General features: G+C 70.1%; 21 protein-coding genes. 11 read left to right on the forward strand and 10 right to left on the reverse strand.

Annotated features, from left to right (window positions below; genetic code table 11):
* Positions 1-32: 32 nt before the first annotated feature.
* The 3 genes from ABT001_RS24390 to ABT001_RS24400 all read left to right on the forward strand — a co-directional run bounded on the left by ABT001_RS24390 (position 33) and on the right by ABT001_RS24400 (position 1,914).
* Positions 33-1,097, forward strand: a complete 1,065-nt coding sequence (locus tag ABT001_RS24390) for a fatty acid desaturase family protein (RefSeq protein ID WP_351281210.1) — start codon at positions 33-35, stop codon at positions 1,095-1,097.
* A gap of 95 nt (positions 1,098-1,192) precedes the next feature.
* A complete protein-coding gene (locus ABT001_RS24395; RefSeq protein ID WP_351281212.1) occupies positions 1,193-1,375 on the forward strand; it encodes a tail-anchor membrane protein in 183 nt (60 codons plus the stop codon).
* Positions 1,372-1,914 (forward strand): MOSC domain-containing protein, encoded by a 543-nt coding sequence (locus ABT001_RS24400; protein WP_351281266.1) that lies wholly within the window; start codon positions 1,372-1,374, stop codon positions 1,912-1,914. The genes ABT001_RS24395 and ABT001_RS24400 overlap by 4 nt, the downstream gene beginning before the upstream one ends.
* A 42-nt stretch (positions 1,915-1,956) precedes the next feature.
* Here ABT001_RS24400 and ABT001_RS24405 read toward each other — a convergent pair whose 3' ends face one another.
* Complete coding sequence (locus ABT001_RS24405) at positions 1,957-2,757, reverse strand: hypothetical protein (RefSeq protein ID WP_502967517.1); 801 nt, start codon at positions 2,755-2,757, stop codon at positions 1,957-1,959.
* Between the two features lie 196 nt (positions 2,758-2,953).
* Between ABT001_RS24405 and ABT001_RS24410 the strand changes: the two genes are divergently transcribed.
* Positions 2,954-3,862: an oxygenase MpaB family protein gene (locus tag ABT001_RS24410; RefSeq protein WP_351281268.1), complete on the forward strand. Its 909-nt coding sequence runs from the start codon at positions 2,954-2,956 to the stop codon at positions 3,860-3,862.
* 38 nt (positions 3,863-3,900) lie between these two features.
* Here ABT001_RS24410 and ABT001_RS24415 read toward each other — a convergent pair whose 3' ends face one another.
* Complete coding sequence (locus ABT001_RS24415) at positions 3,901-4,500, reverse strand: class I SAM-dependent methyltransferase (RefSeq protein WP_351281217.1); 600 nt, start codon at positions 4,498-4,500, stop codon at positions 3,901-3,903.
* 176 nt (positions 4,501-4,676) lie between these two features.
* Here ABT001_RS24415 and ABT001_RS24420 point away from each other — a divergent pair, with 176 nt between their 5' ends.
* The 4 genes from ABT001_RS24420 to ABT001_RS24435 all read left to right on the forward strand — a co-directional run bounded on the left by ABT001_RS24420 (position 4,677) and on the right by ABT001_RS24435 (position 7,509).
* Positions 4,677-5,060: a roadblock/LC7 domain-containing protein gene (locus ABT001_RS24420; protein ID WP_351281271.1), complete on the forward strand. Its 384-nt coding sequence runs from the start codon at positions 4,677-4,679 to the stop codon at positions 5,058-5,060.
* A gap of 136 nt (positions 5,061-5,196) precedes the next feature.
* A complete protein-coding gene (locus ABT001_RS24425; protein WP_351281220.1) occupies positions 5,197-6,132 on the forward strand; it encodes a DUF6397 family protein in 936 nt (311 codons plus the stop codon).
* A gap of 40 nt (positions 6,133-6,172) precedes the next feature.
* Positions 6,173-6,661 carry a GNAT family N-acetyltransferase gene (locus tag ABT001_RS24430; RefSeq protein ID WP_351281223.1) on the forward strand — a complete coding sequence of 163 codons (489 nt, stop codon included), beginning with the start codon at positions 6,173-6,175 and terminating at the stop codon, positions 6,659-6,661.
* A gap of 203 nt (positions 6,662-6,864) precedes the next feature.
* Entirely contained in the window at positions 6,865-7,509 is a 645-nt protein-coding gene (locus ABT001_RS24435) for an LAETG motif-containing sortase-dependent surface protein (protein ID WP_351281226.1), read from the forward strand.
* A 112-nt stretch (positions 7,510-7,621) separates the two neighbouring features.
* On the opposite strand, the gene ABT001_RS24440 is transcribed toward ABT001_RS24435, so the two are convergent.
* On the reverse strand, positions 7,622-9,715 hold the full coding sequence (locus ABT001_RS24440) for a SpoIIE family protein phosphatase (RefSeq protein ID WP_351281229.1): 2,094 nt from the start codon (positions 9,713-9,715) through the stop codon (positions 7,622-7,624).
* Positions 9,716-9,893: 178 nt separating this feature from the next.
* Here ABT001_RS24440 and ABT001_RS24445 point away from each other — a divergent pair, with 178 nt between their 5' ends.
* Complete coding sequence (locus ABT001_RS24445) at positions 9,894-10,952, forward strand: enoyl-CoA hydratase/isomerase family protein (RefSeq protein ID WP_351281231.1); 1,059 nt, start codon at positions 9,894-9,896, stop codon at positions 10,950-10,952.
* 79 nt (positions 10,953-11,031) lie between these two features.
* On the opposite strand, the gene ABT001_RS24450 is transcribed toward ABT001_RS24445, so the two are convergent.
* The 3 genes from ABT001_RS24450 to rhaI form a co-directional block, all read right to left on the reverse strand.
* Positions 11,032-12,513, reverse strand: a complete 1,482-nt coding sequence (locus ABT001_RS24450) for a rhamnulokinase (protein ID WP_351281234.1) — start codon at positions 12,511-12,513, stop codon at positions 11,032-11,034.
* Positions 12,514-12,595: 82 nt separating this feature from the next.
* The gene (locus tag ABT001_RS24455; protein ID WP_351281237.1) at positions 12,596-14,641 is read right to left on the reverse strand and encodes a bifunctional aldolase/short-chain dehydrogenase; all 2,046 of its coding nucleotides are present in this window, start codon (positions 14,639-14,641) and stop codon (positions 12,596-12,598) included.
* 67 nt (positions 14,642-14,708) lie between these two features.
* Positions 14,709-15,875: an L-rhamnose isomerase gene (gene rhaI, locus ABT001_RS24460; RefSeq protein WP_351281239.1), complete on the reverse strand. Its 1,167-nt coding sequence runs from the start codon at positions 15,873-15,875 to the stop codon at positions 14,709-14,711.
* A 126-nt stretch (positions 15,876-16,001) separates the two neighbouring features.
* On the opposite strand from rhaI, the gene ABT001_RS24465 reads away from it, so the two are divergent.
* A complete protein-coding gene (locus ABT001_RS24465) occupies positions 16,002-16,250 on the forward strand; it encodes a hypothetical protein (protein ID WP_351281242.1) in 249 nt (82 codons plus the stop codon).
* 369 nt (positions 16,251-16,619) lie between these two features.
* Here the strand turns inward: ABT001_RS24465 and ABT001_RS24470 are convergent, their stop codons facing one another.
* Together ABT001_RS24470 and ABT001_RS24475 are read right to left on the reverse strand one after the other, a co-directional pair.
* The gene (locus tag ABT001_RS24470; RefSeq protein ID WP_351281244.1) at positions 16,620-16,847 is read right to left on the reverse strand and encodes a hypothetical protein; all 228 of its coding nucleotides are present in this window, start codon (positions 16,845-16,847) and stop codon (positions 16,620-16,622) included.
* Between the two features lie 84 nt (positions 16,848-16,931).
* Positions 16,932-17,411 (reverse strand): hypothetical protein, encoded by a 480-nt coding sequence (locus tag ABT001_RS24475; protein WP_351281246.1) that lies wholly within the window; start codon positions 17,409-17,411, stop codon positions 16,932-16,934.
* 119 nt (positions 17,412-17,530) lie between these two features.
* Between ABT001_RS24475 and ABT001_RS24480 the strand changes: the two genes are divergently transcribed.
* On the forward strand, positions 17,531-18,391 hold the full coding sequence (locus ABT001_RS24480; RefSeq protein WP_351281248.1) for a pentapeptide repeat-containing protein: 861 nt from the start codon (positions 17,531-17,533) through the stop codon (positions 18,389-18,391).
* A gap of 36 nt (positions 18,392-18,427) precedes the next feature.
* On the opposite strand, the gene thpR is transcribed toward ABT001_RS24480, so the two are convergent.
* Both thpR and ABT001_RS24490 read right to left on the reverse strand, forming a co-directional pair.
* On the reverse strand, positions 18,428-19,018 hold the full coding sequence (gene thpR / locus ABT001_RS24485; protein WP_351281250.1) for an RNA 2',3'-cyclic phosphodiesterase: 591 nt from the start codon (positions 19,016-19,018) through the stop codon (positions 18,428-18,430).
* A 201-nt stretch (positions 19,019-19,219) separates the two neighbouring features.
* Positions 19,220-19,765, reverse strand: coding sequence for an SRPBCC family protein (locus ABT001_RS24490; RefSeq protein ID WP_351281253.1), 546 nt, complete (start codon positions 19,763-19,765; stop codon positions 19,220-19,222).
* Positions 19,766-19,943: the final 178 nt, after the last annotated feature.

Here is a 19,943-nt window from a genome sequence, read left to right on the forward strand (position 1 = left end):
GTCAGCGCAGATGCCCAGAAACCGGAGACGTCATGCCCCAAGCCGCAGAAGCCACCGTCGCGCCACAGTCACGCGACGGTTCGGAGGGCCCGGCGGGCACTCAGCCGCCCGGAAGTGATTTCGCACCGCTCCTGAAGGCCGTCAGGGGGCAAGGGCTCCTGGACCGGCGCACCGGCTGGTACGCGGCCGGGATCGTCGCCAACCTGGCGGCTCTCGGAGTGGTGATCACCGGCATGGCGCTGCTCGGCGACACCTGGTGGAACCTGTTCCTCGCCCTGCCGCTGGCCGTCCTGTGGACCCGTACCGCCTTCTACGGCCATGACGCGGGCCACGCCCAGATAACCGGCGACCGCAAGGCCGGCCGGGTCGTCGGCCTCGTGCACGCCAACCTGCTCCTCGGAATGAACGAGGCGTGGTGGAACGACAAGCACGTACGCCACCACGCCAACCCGAACCACATAGACAAGGACCCCGACGTCGGGGTCGGCGCCCTCGTGTGGACCCAGAAGCAGGCCGCCCAGCGCGAGGGCTTCGCCCGCTGGCTCACCCGCAACCAGGCGCGGCTCTTCTTCCCGATGCTGCTCCTCGAAGGCATCGCCCTCAAGATCTACGGCTTCCAGTTCCTGCGTCGGCAGCCCGTACGTGAACGCGCCCTGTCCGGCCTTCTGCTGACCGGCCATCTCGCGCTGTACGCCACGCTGCTCCTGACCGTCATGTCTCCGGGCAAGGCCGTCGTCTTCGCCCTCGTGCACCACGCGCTGTTCGGCCTCCACCTGGGCATGGCCTTCGCCCCGAACCACAAGGGCATGGAGATGCCGGACCCCGACGGTGACCGCTGGGGCCATCTGCAGCGCCAGGTCCTCACCTCGCGCAACGTACGGGGAGCCGTCCTCACCGACTGGTTCCTCGGCGGCCTCAACTACCAGATCGAGCACCACCTCTTCCCGAGCATGCCCCGCCCCCATCTGCGGCTGGCGCAACCGCTGGTGAAGGCGCACTGCGCATCGATCGGGATGCCGTACGCGGAGACAGGTCTCGTCGAGTCCTACCGCCAGGCGCTGCGGCACATGCACGAGGTCGGCGAGCCGCTCCGGTAGGCCGCTGCCGAGTCGGTGCGGCACCGGCGGAACCGACGGGGGTTCACAGGCGTTCTCACACCAGGAGCGGTTCCGGCCGCGGAGGAGGCACGATCATGTCGAACGGTGCGAAGATCGCCATCGGGGGAGTCGTAGCAGCAGTAGTCCTGATTCCGTTCATCGGATTCTGGTGGTCACTGCTGGTCCTCATCGGTGTGCCCGTGGTGGGTTACCTGATGCTCGACCCGTCCCAGAGGCGCAGGCTCCGCAGGATCGGTCGTAAGGAGATCGGGCGCTGAACAGCACAGTCACAGCGGTGAGCAGCAACGGCGTGTACTCCTTCACCAAGCCGAACAGGGACAGCGTCACGCTCCTTGCCGGACTCGGTGTGGAGGGTGACGTCCATTCCGGTGTCACGGTGAAACACCGCTCCCGCGTCGCCCAGGACCCGACGCAGCCCAATCTGCGTCAGGTCCACCTCATCCACCAGGAGCTCTTCGCCGAACTCGGGGACGCGGGGTTCGAGGTCTCCCCTGGGGACCTCGGGGAGAACGTCACCACCAGCGGGATCGCTCTTCTGTCCCTGCCCGTGGGCACGCTGCTCCACCTCGGTGACGAGGCCGTCGTCGAGGTGACCGGCCTGCGGAATCCGTGCCTGCAGATCGACAACTTCCAGGACGGGCTGCTCAAGCGGGTCGTCGGCCGCGCGGACGACGGAACGATCGTTCGGAAGGCCGGGATCATGGGCGTCGTCATGACGGGCGGAGTCGTACGGCCGGGTGACCGGATCAGGGCCGAGCTGCCTGCCGAGCCGCACCGTCCCCTGGACCGCGTGTAGGACACAGGCATGGAGCGGTGCCGGACGGTGGGGCACCCGGGGTCAGGACGGCCGGGCGGCGAGTGCGTCGAGCGATGCCAGCAGCCCGGGCAGTTCCGGGCCGCGGCCGACGGGGATGACCTCGGCCGGCTCCTCGTCCAGCAGGACGAACGCGATGTCGTCGGTCCTGGCGACGAGGGACCAGCCGGGACCGTCGGCGCGCAGGATCCGTGCCCCGTCAGGGGCGTACGCGGAGCGGACCCGGCCGGGCGGCGGCGGGGAGTCGACGTACGCCCGTGCCGCTTCCAGCGCCTTCCGTACGCCGGGGTGCTGCCCGGAACCGGCGCGCTCCGCCGTGCTCCTGTCGTCCCCTGCCCGGACCGCGTCGATGCGTGCCCGCCACGCGGCCCACTGCAGGGCGATCTCGTCCGCCCCGAGGCGCCGCTGCGGCGCGCCCCAGACCTCGGTGTCCGGCGGTGTCAGCGGTGCCGACTCCTCTCCGTCCGGGTCGTGCGGCTCGGGGACACCGGGCGCGGCGACCGACAGTGCGAGCGGCCACCCCGGGAGCGCGCGGACCACCGAGCGGTCGTCGGGGGAGAGGTCGTGGTCCATCCCGCAGTCCCAGGCGGCGATGGCGACAGCCACCAGCGAGACGTCCTCGACGACCACCGTCCAGCGGGCACCGCCGCTGTCCTGGCCGAGCACGAGACCGTAGCCCTCGACGTAAGGCGCGAGACCGAGCGCGGCGCACGCGGCCACGTAGTCGTCGCCGAGCACGCCGGGGAACTGTGCGGGGGTCAGCAGCACCGCGGTCAGCACCAGCAGCGCGTCGTCGTCGGCGGCAGTCTCGTCGGTCCCCGCCACAGCACCCTCCGTCATCCCTGAACGCTTGGCCCGTCGGCGCACCTTACTATTGGGTAACCCTGTCGTCGAGCCCCCGGACGAGCAGTGACGGCCACGTGCCCGCCCGTGGGACCCGGTGCCGAAACACCCCTTGTGCCGTGGTGCCGGCATGCGCGGCACACGTAAGGTTGTGAGTCCGGCCGACGAGGAGAACAGCATCGTGAAGCGGTTCGAACGCCTGAAGGAGATCCAGCGACTGGACCCGAAGCGGGACTTCCTGGAGATCTACCGGTTCACCGTGTCGTACGAATTCCCCTGGGACATCACCCGGGCTCTCGAATTCGCCCTGTACCGCACCTATGCCGTCCCCGGCATCGGCCGGCTCCTGGCGGAGACGGCGGAACTGACGGATCGTTCGCAGAAGAGATACGACGACACGGCGCTCCTTCTCGACTCCGTCGTCGAGCACGGCTTCGACAGCGAGACGGGCCGTACGGCGGTCCGGCGGATCAACCGGATGCACCGCAGTTACGACATCAGCAACGACGACATGCGCTATGTGCTGTGCACGTTCGTCGTCACCCCCAAGCGGTGGCTCGACACGTACGGCTGGCGCGGGCTGTCCGGCCACGAGACGCGCGCGTTCGCCGCGTACTACCGCGCCCTCGGCGCCCGTATGGGCATCCAGGACGTGCCGCAGACGTACGAGGACTTCGAGCGCGTCCTGGACACCTACGAGCACGAGCACTTCGGCTGGGACGAGGGCGGACGCGCGGTCTCCGACGCCACCCTGGACCTGATGTGTTCCTGGTACCCGCGCCCGCTCGCACCCGTGGTCCGCAAGGCGGCCCTCGCCCTGCTCGACGACTCGCTGCTGCGGGCTTTCCGGTACGAGCGGCCGGGCCCCGTCGCCCGGACCCTGACCCGCGGGGCCTTGCGTCTGAGGGCTCGCGCCGTCAGGCTCCTGCCACCGCGTTCCGCCCCGCACTACGCCCGTCAGAATCCCGAGATCAAGAGCTACCCGGACGGCTACGACGTGGCCCGGCTCGGCACGTTCCCGAAGCCGGGCGTGCGCGGCTGTCCCGTTCCGCACGGACGGCCCTCGGACGCACCGGCCGCCGGCTAGCCTTCCGCCGGTGCCGCGGGTCATGTGGCCGTAGCCGTTCAGCCGGTTCGCACGGCCAGGGCCAGGAATAGGCTGTCCTCGTCCGTGTAGGTGACCAGCCGCCAGCCGGTGTCCGCCAGCAGGGGCGTGAGGCGGGCCTCAGCCCGCAGATCGTCGTCGGTGAGGACCCGGCCGTGCCGTGCGGCCAGCGCTGCCCGCCCGACGGGGTGGAACAGCGCGAGCCGGCCGCCCGGGCGCACCACCCGCGCCAGCTCCGAGAGTCCGTCGTCCGGATGCGGGAGATGGGAGAGCAGCCCGGCGGCGAAAACGGCGTCGAGGGACCCCGCGCGCAGCGGAAGCCGTTCCGCATCCGCCAGCAACAGGGCGCCGGCGGTGCCTCTTCCCGCTCGCAGGGCCTCCGCCAGCATCGCGGGCGTCAGATCCGCCCCGATCACCGTTCCCGCCGGCCCGACCGCTGTGCGCAGGGCGGGCAGGGCGCGCCCTGTACCGCAGCCCGCGTCGAGCACGGCGCCACCAGGGCGCAGACCGAGGTCGCCGACCGCTGCGGCATAGGCGGGGCCGTCATCGGGGAAACGGGTGTCCCAGTCCGCCGCCCGCGCGGAAAAGAAGTCCTGGACGTGTGTGTGATCGTCGGCCATAGGCACATGATCACCCGGTTCCGGTCCTTTCGGAACGCGCCCCCCGGTGTGTCCTGGACCGTGGCGCGAAGCAGCGCCCCCCGGGTGGGGAGGCGCTTGCCCGCAGGGGAGCCGTACGCGAGGCTTGCGCGGGAAGCGTGGAACGCGGGAAACGGACCAACGGGGAGGACGAGCACATGGCGCTGGACCGGGGACTTGACTGGCTCCTTGACGATCTCACCAGCCGGGTGGAGCACATCCGGCACGCGCTGGTGCTGTCGAACGACGGGCTGGTGACCGGGGCCAGCACGAGTCTGGCCCGGGAGGACGCGGAGCACCTGGCTGCGGTCTCGTCCGGGCTGCAGAGCCTGGCCCGCGGGTCGGGCCGCCACTTCGGGGCGGGAAGAGCGCGCCAGACCATGGTGGAGTTCGATGAGGCGCTGCTCTTCGTGACGGCCGCGGGGGACGGCAGCTGCCTGTGCGTACTGACCGCCGCCGAGGCGGATGTAGGTCAGGTGGCCTACGAGATGACCCTCTTGGTCAACCGGGTGGGCGAACACCTCGGCGTGACGGCACGTTAGGGCGCCGAGTCTGACGAACACCTCCCACCTGCGGTTTCCACGGACGCGTGAGAGTTATCCACAGGATCGGCGAGGTCTGCCTCCCCCGGACTACCGTGGTTGCACAGCGTATTCGACCTCACGGGGGAGGACGGCCATGACCGTTTCGGAAGCCACCCGCACACGCACCACACGTACCGCCCACGCGGCAGAGCCGGTTTGCGTGCCCGCGGGACGCGCCGCTCAACAACTGACCTTGAAGCGCGGTGAATTCGACCTCGCCCTCCATCTGGGCCTGATCGGTGCGGAGCCGGCCGCGGGCGGGGCGAGGCCGCGGATCCGGCAGGAGGAGATCGACCGGCTGCGCGCTCTGCCGGGGTTTCCCGAATCGCTGCGGGCCCGGGTGCGTACGGCGGGCACGGCGGAAGGTGCCACGCTGCTCGGGGTCAGCCCCGTGCGCTTCACCGGCCTCGCCCGCGTCGGGTGCTTCTCCCCGGTGGCTTTTCATCTGAACCGCTATCGCGCGGTGGTGTGGCTCTATCTGGTGGACGAACTCCTGGTCTTCGCGGCGAGAGAGCCCGATCTCCTCGCGGGGACGAGCCCGGTGGGGATGCGGACCATGCTGGACGCGGGCACCGACCGGCGTGCGCGCAACTGGCGTTCACGCAGAATCGACCGGCTGCTGAGCCGTACGGAGGATCCATGGGCGCGCGCTGCCCTGCAGGCATCCGCTCTTGACCCGGTCCAGCTGGCAGAGCTGGTGGAGGATCCCTACGAGCGCGCCTATCTCACCCGGGTCCAGACTGATTCCGCCTTCGCGCGTCCGGGATCCGTCTCCGGGCGGGAGGTGATGGTGAGGCTGATACTGGCGGATGATCCGGACGAAATCCTCTGGCGGAGGGTGAATCTGACGCTGGAGCTGGAACACGCGCGTGAGATCCGCCCCGCTCCGCGTCCAGGCCTCGGCCCGGTGCCGGTACTCGTGTCGGGGCGGACCGGCCAGACGCCCCGCCGCTCCGGTGCGCGGGCCGCAGCCGTGCGAGGGCTGCTCGCCCGGGCCGGGCTGCGCAGGCCCGGGCGCGGAGATCATTGAAGCTCTTGCGCCGGCCCACCGGCCAGGGCATCTTGGCCGCATGCTGATCAGAGAAGCCACCGAGAAGGACTGGCCTGCGGTCTGGCCGTTCTTCCATGACATCGTGTCCGCGGGCGAGACCTTCACCTACCCTGTGGATCTCGGTGAGGACCTGGCCCGGAGTTGGTGGCTGCTCCCGGAGCCAAACCGCACGGTCGTCGCGGTCGACGACGCCGGCACCGTCCTCGGCACGGCCAAGATGAACCGCAATCACATGGGCAACGGCTCGCACATCGCCAGTGCCAGTTACATGGTCAGTCCGGAACACTCCGGCAGGGGCGTGGGCAGGGCGCTGTGCGTGTACACGGTGGACTGGGCGAGCAAGGCGGGATACCGAGCCATGCAGTTCAATGCCGTGGTGGAGACCAACACCCATGCCGTGAGCCTGTACCGCTCCCTGGGCTTCACGGTCATCGGGACTCTGCCCGAGGGGTTCAAGCACCCGACAGAGGGCTACGTAGGGCTGCACATCATGCACAAGCCCCTCTGATCCCTCCTCACCACCCGCCGGAGCGGCGGCGGGCGCAGCGGCTTCCGGCCAATCCTGGGTTGTCCTTCATGTCCCGAGTAGCAGTGATCTGGGCGTGGTTGGTGCATCGCTGAGGCCTGGGGCGCGTGTGCCCCTCCGGAGTGAGGGCAGTACTGTGCGCCCCACCGCCATCCCAGCGGTGTACTCATATGGAGGAAGAATTCATGACCATACCCAGGAGATCGTGGCGTGGCGCGGGAGCATTCGCGGCCGCTGCGGTAGTCGGCCTGGCAGGCGGAGTCATGTCCGCCGGTCCGGCCGCAGCTCACACCCCCACCTGGGCCGTGACCTGCTCCGAGGTGACGCTCAATCTGACGGCCTACTCGGCTGACGCCAGCAACGAGGTGACCGTCTCCGTCGTGGGTGGCGAGGACCTGCTTCCGACGACCCAGTTCGGCCGCGACTTCAGCACGAAGACCCCGCTGCAACTCCCGGAGCACGACAAGGAGCTGACGGTCCGCCTCGTCGTCAAGGCCGGGGACAGCGACCGGTATTCGCACGACGAGACGAAGACCGCTCCCGTGTGTGAGGGTGAGACCCCGTCGCCCACCCCGACCGAGGAGAAGCCTTCGGAGGCCCCGAGCACGGAGCCGCCGACCGCGGAGGCCCCCGAGCCGAGCGCGACGCCGAGCGAGACCGCCACGGAGGCCGCTCCGGCCCCCGCGGAGCCGAGCAACAGCGCGCCGGACCTGGCCGAGACCGGTTCGTCCTCCGCCACGCCCATCATCGGTGGCGCCGCTCTCGCGGTTCTGCTCGCCGGCGGCGGCATCCTGTGGTCCGTCCGCAAGCGCCGCAGCGTGCAGCACTGACGCGTCCGAGAACTCCTGCCCGGCGACGGTAGAACGCCGACGGGCAGGCCGGGGGCGCACCGCGACAACTCCGTCGCGGTGCGCCCCCGTGTCGTTCCACGGGCCGACGAAATCATGAGGGGGGTCCGATCTCGCACCAGACGGCCTTGCCCTCTCCCCGGGGCTCGATGCCCCAGCGTTCGGCGACCGCGTCGAGAAGCAGCAGACCACGCCCGGAGGTCGACGTCTCGCCAGGAGTGCGCCGCCGTGGCCAGACACTCGAGCGGTCCTGGACCGACAGCCTGACACGCCGGACCGGCTCCGGCAGTACCTCCAGTGTCAGCACCGCCCCGCCCTCTGTGTGGAGCAGCACGTTGACCAGCAGCTCCCCGGTGATCAGCACCGCGTCATCCGCCAGGCCCGCGAGGTCCCAGTCCGTCAGTGCCTGACGCACGATCGTCCGGGCCTCCGAGAGCCCCTGCGGGTCCGCCTGATGAATGTACTGGTGAAGCCGGGGAGCACGCGGTGACCCGAGATCAGGGCTGCGCCTCAGTACCAGCAGCGCCACGTCGTCCCCCGAACCCCAACGCTCCCAGAGCCGGTCCGACAGATGGTCCGCCAGCGCCTCGGCGCCGTCGGGTCCGTCGCTCACCTCGTGGATCAGAGCGGCGACGCCTGTGTCGACATCGGTACCCGGTTCCTCCACCAGCCCGTCGGTGTACAGGACGAGGGTCTCGCCCGGCACCAGATCGAGTCGGGTCTCCGGATACTCCTCGTCCCGGAAGTCCGTAGAGATCCCCAGCGGCAGACCTCCACGCACCTGAGGTACACCGACCCGCCCGTCGGTGTGCTTGATCAGCGGCCCGAAGTGACCGGCGCGCGACACGCGCATCGCACCCGTGGCCAGGTCCACCTGCGCGTACGTCGACGTGGCGAACCGGTCGGTGTCCAGCTCGGCGAGGAAGCGGGAGGCCCGCGCCAGGACGGTCGCCGGAGGATGGCCCTCGGCGGCGTAGGCGCGCAGGGCGATACGCAGCTGGCCCATGATCGCCGCCGCGTGCGTGTCGTGTCCCTGCACATCCCCCACGACGACGCCGATACGGCCCCTGGGCAGCGTGATCACGTCGTACCAGTCGCCGCCGACCTCGCGCCCGCTCCACGCCGCGTGGTAGCGGACCGCGATCTCTCCGCCCTCGATCTCCTGGATCCGTCGTGGGAGCATGGCCGACTGGAGCCCCGTGGCGAATTCTCGTTCCTCGTCGAAGAGGATCGCCCGCTGCAGGGACTGGGCCACGATGGCGGCCAGCCCCAGGCACAGGATCCTTTCATCCGCGTTGAAGGCCGTGCGTTCCCGGTAGAAGAGCGCGAGGCCGCCCAGCGGGCGGGCCTGAGCGATCAACGGAAGGTAGGCGACGGCACGGAAGCTCAGCTCGCCGATGTGCGGTTCCAGGACCGGATAGCGCCGGATCAGCGAACCGAGTGAGCTGATGAACCTGGGGCGCCCGCTGAGGATCGTGTCCCCCAGGGGAAGGCTCGCGTCGAGCTGTCCGGAACCCAGGCCCTCGAGAACCTCCACCGAGTCACCGCTCAGTGCGATGATCTTGAGAGCGGAATTCTCCACCAGCCCGAGTGCCAGTCCGTCGGCACCGATTCCGACCAGGCCGCCCGGGCCGGTGAGCGCGGTGGTGACGTCATCCACCGTCACCGCACGTGACATCGCGGCGGTGGTGGCCTCGACGATGCTCGTCTGACGACGGCGCCGCTTTTCCAGATCCAGCACGAAGGCCGAATGGGTGACCTCGGCCGTCGCGTCCCGCACCAGGCCGATGACACGGCGTGCCCGGCCGTCCTCGGACCTCAGGATCCGCGCCTGGACGTGTGTCCACTGGCGGGTCCCGTCCTCCAGGGGCACCTGGAAATGGACGCTGTAGGAATTGCTGCCACCGTGGATCGCCTCGTCGATGGTGACGTCCAGACGTGTGCGGTCCACTTCGTCCAGCCGTTCGACCACTGCCGACGGCGATGAGTCGTACGTCGCGGGATCCAGGCCGAAGACCAGCAGCCCGGCTTCATCGATGTCCACGGTCCGGGCGTCCAGATCCCATTCGAAGCTGCCGGTGCGGTTCATGGCGAGGCGCTCCGCGGTCCCGGTCTCACCGGCGTTGTGCCGGTCGGGCCGGAGCCGCGGAGCCGCGTCGTCGTCTGCTCGCCGTGAAGAGTCGGTCATGCCTGCTCCGGAGGTCGTCCGGCCGGGCTGCTGCGCGTCGCGGCCCGTAGATCTCAATTGTCGAGCCCCCGGTGCGGGAGTGCCACAGCGATGCCGGGGGAGACCCGGCGCCGGGCCCCCGCGAGGGCCGTCGCAGAATGGCACGCAGAGATCGTCCACGGCTGACCGGAGCGCACACATGAACGACGACGAGCCCGTCCTGTTGCACACCGAGGGTCACATCCTGCGCATCACCCTCAATCGGCCCCGGGCCCTCAACGCGCTCACCCACAGCATGGTGCGCGGCATCGGCGAGGCGCTCACCCTGGCCGCTTCCGACGACGAGGTCACCGCCGTCGTGATCGACGGTGCCGGCGGGCGGGGCCTCTGCGCGGGCGGCGACATCAGGTCGATCTACGAGGACGCCCGCGCCGGCCGTCGAGCCTCCGTGGACTTCTGGCGTGACGAGTACCGTCTCAACGCCAGGATCGCCAGGTTCCCGAAGCCGTACGTGGCGCTCATGGACGGCATCGTGATGGGTGGAGGCGTGGGCGTGTCCGCCCACGGCGACGTCCGTATCGTCACCGAGCGTTCACGCGTCGCGATGCCCGAGACCGGAATCGGCTTCGTCCCCGACGTGGGAGGCACCTATCTGCTGGCTGCCGCACCGGGGGAGCTCGGCACGCACCTCGCACTCACCGGCCGGGCCGTCGGCGCGGCCGACGCCGTGCTGTGCGGGCTGGCCGACCACTTCGTCCCGTCGCACCACCTCGCCGGCCTCACCACCGAGCTCGCGGGATGCGCCACAGCCTCCGAAGTGAGGGAGACGGTGCGGCGCCACGCAGACGACGCCCCGGAAGGCGAGCTCGCCGCGCACCGGGAATGGATCGACGACTGCTACTCCGCCGACACCCTGGAGGAGATCATCGACCGGCTGGTGAACAGCGGGCCGACCGCCGCCAAGGAGGCCGCCGACGAACTCCTCGCCGCCTCGCCCACCGCCCTCAAGGTCACCCTGGCCGCCGTGCGCCGCAGCGCCGGGCTCAGCAGTCTGGAAGCGGCCCTGGACCAGGAGTTCCGTGTCTCGTGCCGGGCGTTCGACGGGCATGACCTGAGAGAGGGCGTTCGCGCCCGGATCATCGACAAGGACCGCGCCCCCCGGTGGAGCCCCGCCGATGCCGGAGGTGTCACCGCTGACGAGGTCGCCCGCCACTTCGAGCCGCTCGGTGACCAGGAACTGGGGCTGGTGCCCAACTGACCGTCCGTCCCTGGCGCTGTCCCCGCGTACGGCCCCTCCCGCCCGCCGCAGGTGTCGGCAGAGGGGCCGGAGGGGCGGCTCAGACGTGCGCGGTCAGCCGGTCAGCCGCCCGGTCCCAGGCTCCGAGGTCCCCCCGCGGGGTGTAGTGACGCAGTTCCTGGGTGCGCGCGACCAGCCGGCGCATGTCCGTCAGCCCGCCCACCAGTCCGTGGGAACGGGCCTGAAGCAGCACGTTGCCGAGCGCGGTGGCCTCGGCGGGTCCCGCGGTGACCGGCAGACCGGTCGCGTCGGCGGTCCACTGGCACAGCAACTCGTTGCGCGAGCCGCCGCCGACGAGATGGATCCGTGTCAGTTCGTGGCCCGCCAGACCGGCCGCCTCGCGCAGCGTCCTGCGATGGGCCAGCGCCAGGCTCTCCAGCACGCACCGCACATATCCGCCGGGGCCTTCGGGCGTCGCCTGACCGGTACGGGTGAGAGCGGCGTCGATCCGCGACGGCATGTCACCCGGCGCCAGGAACACCGGATCATCCGGATCGATCACGGCGGCGAACGGCCGGGCACGCGCCGCGGCCGTGAGAAGAGCCGGCAGTCCTGTCGGCGTACCGGTGTGTTCCCACGTACGACGGCATTCCTCCAGCAGCCACATCCCCATGATGTTGCGCAGAAAGCGCACCGTGCCGTCCACACCGCGTTCGTTGGTGAAATTGGCTGCGCGCGATTCCTCGGTCAGCACCGGTGCGTCCAGTTCGAGACCGGCCAACGACCATGTTCCGCACGAGACATACGCGAACCCCGGTTCGGCGGCGGGAACCGCGGCCACGGCCGAAGCGGTGTCGTGCGAGGCGACGGTCGTCACCGGCGTGTCCGCGGGCAGACCGGTGAACCCGGCCACGTGCGGAAGCAGGGTGCCCACCCGCTCGCCCGGTTCGCGCAAGGCGGGGAACATCGAACGTTCCAGCCCCAGCCGTCCGATCAGCGCATCGGACCAGCCGCCGGTACGCGCGTCGAACAGACCGGTCGTCGACGCGTTGGTCACTTCCGCACCCATCGACCCCGTCAGCCAGTACACCAGCAGATCGGGCATGAGCAGCACCGTCCGGGCAGCCTGCCACTGAGCCGCCGAACGGTGGGCGGCCAGCTGGAAGACCGTGTTGAACGGCAGGTGCTGCAGTCCACCGATGCCGTACAGCTCACGCGCGTCGATCTGGCGCAGGACCTCTGCGGCGGCGGTGGTGTTGCGCTCGTCGCGGTAGTGGAAAGGGAGACCGAGGAGGGACCCGTCGGAGTCCAGGAGACCGTAGTCCACGGCCCAGGTGTCGATGCCGACCGAAGTGACGGGACCGCTGCGCGACGCGACGCGCAATCCCTCCAGCATGCCCTGGTAGAGGGCGAGTACGTCCCAGCGGAGCCCGTCGGGGAGGCGGACCGGCGTGTTGGCGAAGCGGTGCGCCTCAGCCAGTACCAGCTCGTCGGGGCCGACCCTGCCGGTAATCACCCGGCCGCTGGTGGCGCCCAGGTCCACCGCGGCGAACACCGGGTCCTGTCGTGAAGTCGCAGACATGGAAACTCTCATCCGATCCGGGCAGAGCCGCGCCCCGGGTGCGCGCGGTACGGCATCCGGGGCGCGGCAGGGTGGCACATGGTCAGCGCAGGAAGGCCGCCGCCACACCGGCGTCGACGGGAATGTGGAGGCCGGTGGTGTGGGTGAGGTCCCCGCCGGTCAACGCGAAGACGGCGTTGGCGACATGCTCCGGCAGCACCTCGCGCTTGAGGATCGTCCGCTGGGCGTAGAACTCACCCAGCTTCTCCTCCTCGATGCCGTACGTCGCGGCACGCTGGGCTCCCCAGCCCGCCGCGAAGATTCCGGAACCCCGCACCACCCCGTCCGGGTTGACCCCGTTGACCCGGATGCCGTGCTCGCCGAGTTCGGCGGCCAGCAGGCGCACCTGGTGAGCCTGGTCGGCCTTGGTGGCCGAGTACGCGATGTTGTTCGGGCCCGCGAAGACGGCGTTCTTGGACGCGATGTAGATGATGTCGCCGCCGAGATCCTGAGCCCGCATGGCCCGGGCGGCCTCGCGGGACACCAGGAACGAGCCGCGCGCCATGATGTCGTGCTGCAGGTCCCAGTCCTTGGCCGTGGTCTCCAGCAGCGGCTTGGAGATGGAGATGCCGGCATTGTTGACGACCAGGTCCACACCGCCGAAGGCGAGTGCGGCGGCCTTGAACGCCTCGGTGATCTGCTCCTCGGACGTGACATCCACCGTTACCGCGACGGCCTTGTCCGGGCCGCCGAGCTCCTCGGCGACGGACTCCGCGTTCGCGGTGTTCAGGTCGGCGACGACAACACACGCGCCTTCGGCGACGAGCCGGTGCGCGATCGCCTTTCCGATGCCCGAGCCGGCGCCGGTGACGAACGCGACCCGCGTGGCCAGCGCCTTCGCCTTCGGCATCCGGCGGAGCTTGGCTTCCTCCAGTTCCCAGTACTCGATGCGGAACTTCTCGGACTCCTCGATCGGCGCGTACGTGGAGACGGCCTCGGCGCCACGCATCACATTGATGGCGTTGAGGTAGAACTCCCCGGCGACCCGGGCGGTCTGCTTGTCCTTGCCGAACGAGAACATGCCGACTCCGGGCACCAGCACGATGGCCGGGTCCGCCCCGCGCATGGCCGGCGAGCCGGGCACCGCGTGCCGCTCGTAGTACGCGCGGTATGCCTCCCGGTACTCCTGGTGGAGCACCTCGAGACGGGCCACCGCCTCCTCCAGCGGCACGTCGGCCGGCAGATCGAGGACGAGCGGGCTGACCTTCGTACGGAGGAAGTGGTCCGGGCAGGAGGTGCCGAGAGCCGCGAGCCGGGGGTGTTCGGCGCGGGAGAGGAAGTCCAGCACGGGCTCCGCGTCGGTGAAGTGCCCGACCTGTGGCCGGTCGGTGGACGCCAGCCCGCGGATCACCGGAGCGAGTGCGGCGGCCCGCTCCCGGCGCGCCGCCTCGTCCAGGGCTTCCCGCCCCGGGAGTACGGAGCCGAAGGGCTCGGCCCTGCCGTGGTCCTCGAGGAACTTCTCGGCCGTGCGGATCATCCAGAGGGCATTGCGCTCGCAGGCCTCGGAGGTCTCGCCCCAGGCGGTGATGCCGTGCCCGCCGAGGATCACGCCGACGGCCTGCGGGTTGGCCTCCTTGACGGCCGCGATGTCGAGGCCCAGTTGGAAGCCCGGCCGGCGCCACCCCACCCAGGCGACCTTGTCACCGAAGCACTCGGCGGTCAGCTTCTCGCCGTCGGCGGCGCACGCGAGCGCGATCCCGGAGTCCGGGTGCAGATGATCGACGTGCGCGGCCTCGACGAGCGCGTGCATCGCGGTGTCGATCGACGGAGCCGCGCCGCCCTTGCCGTGCAGGCAATAGTCGAACGCCTGGACCATCTCGTCCTCGCGCTCCACCCCGGGGTACACGTCCTTGAGCGCGCGCACCCGGTCCAGCCGGAGCACGGCGAGACCGGCCTCGGTCAGAGTGCCGAGGTCGCCGCCCGAGCCCTTGACCCAGAGCAGTTCGGCCTCGCCACCGGTGACCGGGTCGGTCTCCGTCGCCTTGGCCGAGGCGTTGCCACCGGCGTAATTGGTGTTGCGGGGGTCGGAGCCGACCCGGTGGGCGCGCTCCAGAAGCGCGGCGACTTCGGCGTGCGTCGCGGACGTCATGAGGGTTCCTTCGAGAAGAGGGGACTGCGGGATGCGGCTGGGCGCAGGTGGGGGAGGGGGACAGGGCTCAGGCGCCCCAGCCCGCCTGCTCCCCGCCTACGCGGTCGGCGGCGATGCGCTCCTGGTTGCCGGAGGCGAGGTAGGCCGCGAACGGGTCGCGCTCGAGTCCGAGTTCTTCGCGGACGTCGGCGAGCAGCGGCCGTACATCCGTGTTGAACGCGTCCATCAGCACCCCGTTCGAGGCGAGGACATCTCCTGAACGCTGTGCTTCGGTCAGCGCCTCGGCATCGATCAGCAGTGCCTTGGCGGTCGCTTCCTGGACATTGGTCACCGAACGGATGACGGCCGGGATCTTGGCCTCGATGTTGTGGCACTGGTCGAGCATGAAGTTGACGTTGGTCTCGGTGTCGAGACCGCCGTTCTTGGCCACCTCGTGCATGATCCGGAACAGCTGGAACGGATCGGCGGCTCCCGCCATGAGGTCGTCGTCGGCGTAGAAACGGGAGTTGAAGTCGAACGCGCCGAGCTTCCCCTCCCGCAGCAGGAACGCCACGATGAATTCGATGTTGGTGCCCGGCGCGTGATGGCCGGTGTCGACGACGACCTGCGCCTTCGGCCCGAGTTTGAGGCAGTGGGCGTACGAGGTGCCCCAGTCCGGGACGTCGGTGGTGTAGAAGGCGGGCTCGAAGAGCTTGTACTCCAGCAGTATCCGCTGGTCGTCGCCGAGCCGCTCGTAGACCTCGGAGAGCGCCTCGGCCAGACGGTCCTGGCGGCTCGAGATGTCGTCCTGGCCCGGGTAGTTGGTGCCGTCCGAGAACCACAGTTTGAGGTCGGGCGAGCCGGTGGCGTCCATGATGTCGACGCATTCGAGCAGATGATCGGTGGCCTTGCGGCGGACCTTCGGGTCCGGATGGGTGACCGAGCCCAGCTTGAAGTCGTCGTCCTGGAAGACGTTGGAGTTGATCGCGCCGATCCGCAGCCCGAGCTCCTCGGCGTACCGGGTCAGCGCCGAGTAGTCCTCCACGCGGTCCCACGGAATGTGCAGCGACACCTTGGGGGCGACACCCGTGTACCGGTGCACCTGTGCGGCGTCCGCGAGCTTCTCGAAGGGGTCGCGCGGGACGCCGGGCTGGGCGAAGACCTTGAAGCGGGTCCCGGAGTTTCCGTAACCCCAGGACGGCGTCTCGATGACCTGAGACTTCAGAGCTGCCTTGACGGCTGACACATCAGACATGAACACCTCGTAAGCAGAGTCATCCGGCGACCGGTCAGGATCGGGGATGTGAATCGTTTCATCCGGAACGTACGCTAGGTTTGAGCACTGCTTCTCGTCAAGCAGCTCGTCAGGTTTCTTCTTGGTTTGAATCAATTCACCGCCGTCCTCGCAGGCGACTTCCCGGCGCGGCGCAGTCTGCTCGACGAGCTGTTCCGCGGCCACGGACGGACACCGGGAGACCCGGAGGCCGGCTTCGAGATCACGCGCTTCGCGGTCGTGAAGCACCTCGGACCGCTGTGGGCGGCGGGTCCGGTCGTGACGCGACGAGGGGCGGGAGCAGCTCCGCTTCCCTGGTCCCGGCGCCCGTCCGACTCGTCCACGACCGGCGGGTGAGCGGATACGCGGAGGCCGGGACAACGGGGCTCGGTGCTCTGAGAGGTGACTGGAAGATCCCGTGAGGAAGGTTTCGAGACCTGCATCCGCACGCCTCCCGAACGTCTCCGGGAGGCGATCACCGGTCCCGACGTCAGGAGCAGCTACGACTCCGGCTCCCGCGTGACCTCGGACCGGACCCAGGGTTCACGCTTCGAGAGGGGTGCGGACGGACGGTGCTCCCGGCTGACCGTCACCCACGACGAGCTCCGCGAGGTGCCGATGAGGAGAGCTGGACGGCGGTATGTGGCCGGGCGGAGCGCCTGGCCACACCCTCGGCCGGCCGCTCCGCCTCACGAGTGGGGCCACCCACCGCGGTCCGGGAAACGGTCAGTGACCGGAACCCGTCAGGCTCGGCTGAAGCTTCCGTACGAGCGCGAAGAGCCTGTCCTCGTTCCCCGCGAGGCCCGCGCTCCGCAGAGCGTCGTCGGCCTCCGCGATCGGGGACGCGAGCACAGGCATGTACAGAGGGGCTTCAGCCGGATCGGCGAGCGCGGCGCGCGTGGCGGCCAGCAGACGGATGTACGCCTGTGCCGCGGCGATTTCGGCTTCGTGCATCTCAGCATCTCCCGGTCAGAGGTGTCGGACCGTCAAGCATCCCTCATAGGTCTGACAATGCCTTGCGGCCACCGTGGAAGGCACTCATGGCCGGACCGCCGGCGGCGGCTCGACCTCGAGGAAGCGACGACGGCGTGGCCCGCGGTACACCAGGGCCGTCCAGCCCAGCCGCCGCAGAACCGCTGCGCATTCGGCCAGCTCGTCCTCCTCGTCGTGCGCCGCTCCACTGCCCGGCGGGCCGGTCCACTCGACCCGCACCGATCCGGGCGCCTCTCCCGCGCACACGCGATAGCCCGTGGCGGTCCGTTCCCCGGACGGACCGACCGCCGAAGCGGGTATCCCGGCTGCCTCCAGTGCCAACGCCACGGCCCGTAGCGGCCGGTGCAGCTCCCAGGCGGCCGGTGCGCCCTCGGGATCCGAACTCCCGGCCCGGGTCAGCCGCCTGATCTGCAGCATCCCGTCGAAAGCGGTCCTGACCTCCCCGGCGCGCCCGCCCGCGGCTTCGGGAACCGCCGGCCCGTCGCCGGTCGCCGGCTCGAAGCCCCTCTCCTCCGACGCGCTCATGTCCTGTCCCTTCGTACCCGTGCCGGCCCATGGCCCAGTGTGCGCCCGCCCACTGACACTCCTCCTCCTCCGCACGGCCGTAAGCTTGGCGGATACCGCACACCGGAGGAAGCAGGCACGTGCCCGAAGACGACCCGACCGCCGCACCCGTCACCGACCGGGCCGCCCTGCGAGCCGACTGCGCGAACTGCTTCGGGCTCTGCTGCGTCGCGCTGACGCTGACCGCGTCGGCGGACTTCGCGATCAACAAGGACGCGGGAACACCGTGTCGCCATCTGGCGGACGACTTCCGCTGCGGGATACACACCCGGCTCCGCCCCGAAGGTTTCTCCGGCTGCACCGTGTACGACTGCTTCGGCGCGGGACAGAAGGTTTCCCAGGAGACCTACGCCGGCCGGGACTGGCGGTCCTCCGCGGACGTCGCCCAGCAGATGTTCCAGGTCTTCCCCGTCATGCGGCAGCTTCACGAACTGCTCTGGTACCTGACGGAAGCCCTCACCCTCCCGGCCGCCGCCCGGCTTCACACCGAACTCCGCGACGCCCTCGACACGACGGAGCGCCTCACCCACCTGCCGGCCGAGGACCTCGCCGAGCTGGACGTGTCCGCGCACCGGGACAGGACCGCCGTCCTCCTGCTGCGTGCCGGTGAACTCGAACGTGCCGCAGTTCCCGGGCGCAGGAAGCGCAGCCGACGGGGCGCCGACCTCATCGGAGCCCGGCTCGCAGGCGCCGACCTGCGCGGTGTCGAACTCCGCGGCGCGTATCTCATCGCGGCCGACCTGCGCGGAGCGGACCTGCGCCGAGCGGAACTCATCGGCGCCGACTTCCGCGACGCCGACCTGTCCGGCGCCGATCTCACCGGTGCGCTCTTCCTCACCCAGGCCCAGCTGAACGCGGCGAAGGGCAACGCGACCACGAAGCTGCCGGATCCGCTGACCCGGCCTCCGCACTGGACGGTGGGAGGCTCCGACAACGCCTGAAAACGCCTACGTCGAAGGTCCGTCGGGCTGCTGGGGTTAAGGCGAGGTCCCGTTACCGAGAGGCCACGCCTCGATGTCGCGGTAGCGGATCGGGCCCGTGCTGCGGCCGACGTCACTGCCGACCAGGTGCAGGCGTTCGGCAGGCCAGCGCCTGCCGGTGAACCCCGTGAGCTTCGCGGCGATCTCGCCTGCCGAGGAGGTGTCGCCCCGGCGTGCACGCGCCAGGGTCAGATGGGGGCGCAGGGGGCGCTCCTCGAAGATGATGCCGCAGGCCTTGACGGTTGTACGTACGTCGGCGGCGAGTGTGTGCAGCTCGTCGAGGTCCCCCTCGATTCCGCTCCACAGCACCCGCTCGTCGAAGTGCCCGCCGCCTCGGAGCGCCAGGCGAGGCGACCGGTGCGCCGCCGCGAGCCCGGCGAGCGCAGGACGCAGGGGCGGAACCGCCGCGGCCGGAAGCTCCCCGAGGAACGCCAGGGTGATGTGCCAGTCCTCGATGCGGTTCCAGCGCAGATGAGGGTGGGTGTCATAGGCGGGGCGCAGCTCTCTGGCGAGTTCTTCCTTCGCGTGGTCGGGCGGGGCGAGGGCGATGAACACGCGAACTGTCGCGGGCCGGATCTGTTCGTTCACAGGGAACTTCGTACCGCATGCGGTCGGCGGCTGTGACGGCCGCCCCGGCCGCCGGGGCCGGAGCGTCCCGTTCCGCGGGCGGCAGGTTCCGCGTCGGTGGTCGACACCGCTGACTGCGGACGCGGCATGGCCGGAGCCGTTGTGGCGGAAACGAACCGGGCGCCTGCGTCTCGCCGCCCGGATTCGTGCCCGCCCGGTGCCTCATCCGAGTCGCGGCCCGCCCTCCACATGGCCGGTCTCCTCAGCGGAGTCCTGCTCCAGCGCGGACTTGAGGCGCTCCAGCGTCGTCCGGATGTTGCCACGCTGGAACTCCGCGAACGTATGCCCACGCGTCGCGACCCGGTCGAAGGCGTCGGCGAGAAAGTCGGGCCAGGCACGGCGGTTGTCCGTCCAGGTCTCCGTGACCCGGGTGGCGCCGTCGACCGCCTCGAAGCGGTACTCCCACAGGGCTATGGCACCCGGCAGCCGTGGTCGCCGGAAACCGATCGCGTGCACGCGAAAGGCGAAGCGCACACCGGGATCGGCGGCCGTCACCGTGCACCTGGTCGTCCAGTTGAAGGAACCTCGCGTGTTACGGCCTTCGAAAACCATGCCGACGTGAGCTGCCCGGCGCTCGCCGACGATCTTCGCACCCTTGTTCTCCAGACTCCAGCCGCCCATCGCAGTGGGATCGCTCAGTCGTTCGTACACGACTGACGGCGCCACCCGGATCAGGATGCTGTCCGAAACGGACATGGTGCGGGGCATCAGGGGTACTCCTCGTCCTCGGCCGGCCGGGGCGTCGCGCGAACCGGACGGATCGTGTGCGAACGGTCGGTGGTGCTGGTTCGCCGCACAGTGTGTCCTACGCGACCCCGCGTGGCCCCGGCCGGGTCGCGACCGTCGCAGTGTCCCGGGCCCTGCCCGGGACACCGGGGCCACCCCC

It is taken from the genome of Streptomyces sp. NPDC002793 (assembly GCF_040295485.1).
Lineage (GTDB): Bacteria > Actinomycetota > Actinomycetes > Streptomycetales > Streptomycetaceae > Streptomyces.

Coding starts and splice junctions, on each gene's coding strand:
- ABT001_RS24390 (WP_351281210.1), top strand. CDS start 33: ATGCCCCAAGCCGCAGAAGCCACCGTCGCGCCACAGTCACGCGACGGT.
- ABT001_RS24395 (WP_351281212.1), top strand. CDS start 1,193: ATGTCGAACGGTGCGAAGATCGCCATCGGGGGAGTCGTAGCAGCAGTA.
- ABT001_RS24415 (WP_351281217.1), bottom strand. CDS start 4,500: ATGGCCGACGATCACACACACGTCCAGGACTTCTTTTCCGCGCGGGCG.
- ABT001_RS24420 (WP_351281271.1), top strand. CDS start 4,677: ATGGCGCTGGACCGGGGACTTGACTGGCTCCTTGACGATCTCACCAGC.
- ABT001_RS24425 (WP_351281220.1), top strand. CDS start 5,197: ATGACCGTTTCGGAAGCCACCCGCACACGCACCACACGTACCGCCCAC.
- ABT001_RS24430 (WP_351281223.1), top strand. CDS start 6,173: ATGCTGATCAGAGAAGCCACCGAGAAGGACTGGCCTGCGGTCTGGCCG.
- ABT001_RS24435 (WP_351281226.1), top strand. CDS start 6,865: ATGACCATACCCAGGAGATCGTGGCGTGGCGCGGGAGCATTCGCGGCC.
- ABT001_RS24440 (WP_351281229.1), bottom strand. CDS start 9,715: ATGACCGACTCTTCACGGCGAGCAGACGACGACGCGGCTCCGCGGCTC.
- ABT001_RS24445 (WP_351281231.1), top strand. CDS start 9,894: ATGAACGACGACGAGCCCGTCCTGTTGCACACCGAGGGTCACATCCTG.
- ABT001_RS24450 (WP_351281234.1), bottom strand. CDS start 12,513: ATGTCTGCGACTTCACGACAGGACCCGGTGTTCGCCGCGGTGGACCTG.
- ABT001_RS24455 (WP_351281237.1), bottom strand. CDS start 14,641: ATGACGTCCGCGACGCACGCCGAAGTCGCCGCGCTTCTGGAGCGCGCC.
- rhaI (WP_351281239.1), bottom strand. CDS start 15,875: ATGTCTGATGTGTCAGCCGTCAAGGCAGCTCTGAAGTCTCAGGTCATC.
- ABT001_RS24470 (WP_351281244.1), bottom strand. CDS start 16,847: ATGCACGAAGCCGAAATCGCCGCGGCACAGGCGTACATCCGTCTGCTG.
- ABT001_RS24475 (WP_351281246.1), bottom strand. CDS start 17,411: ATGAGCGCGTCGGAGGAGAGGGGCTTCGAGCCGGCGACCGGCGACGGG.
- ABT001_RS24490 (WP_351281253.1), bottom strand. CDS start 19,765: ATGCCCCGCACCATGTCCGTTTCGGACAGCATCCTGATCCGGGTGGCG.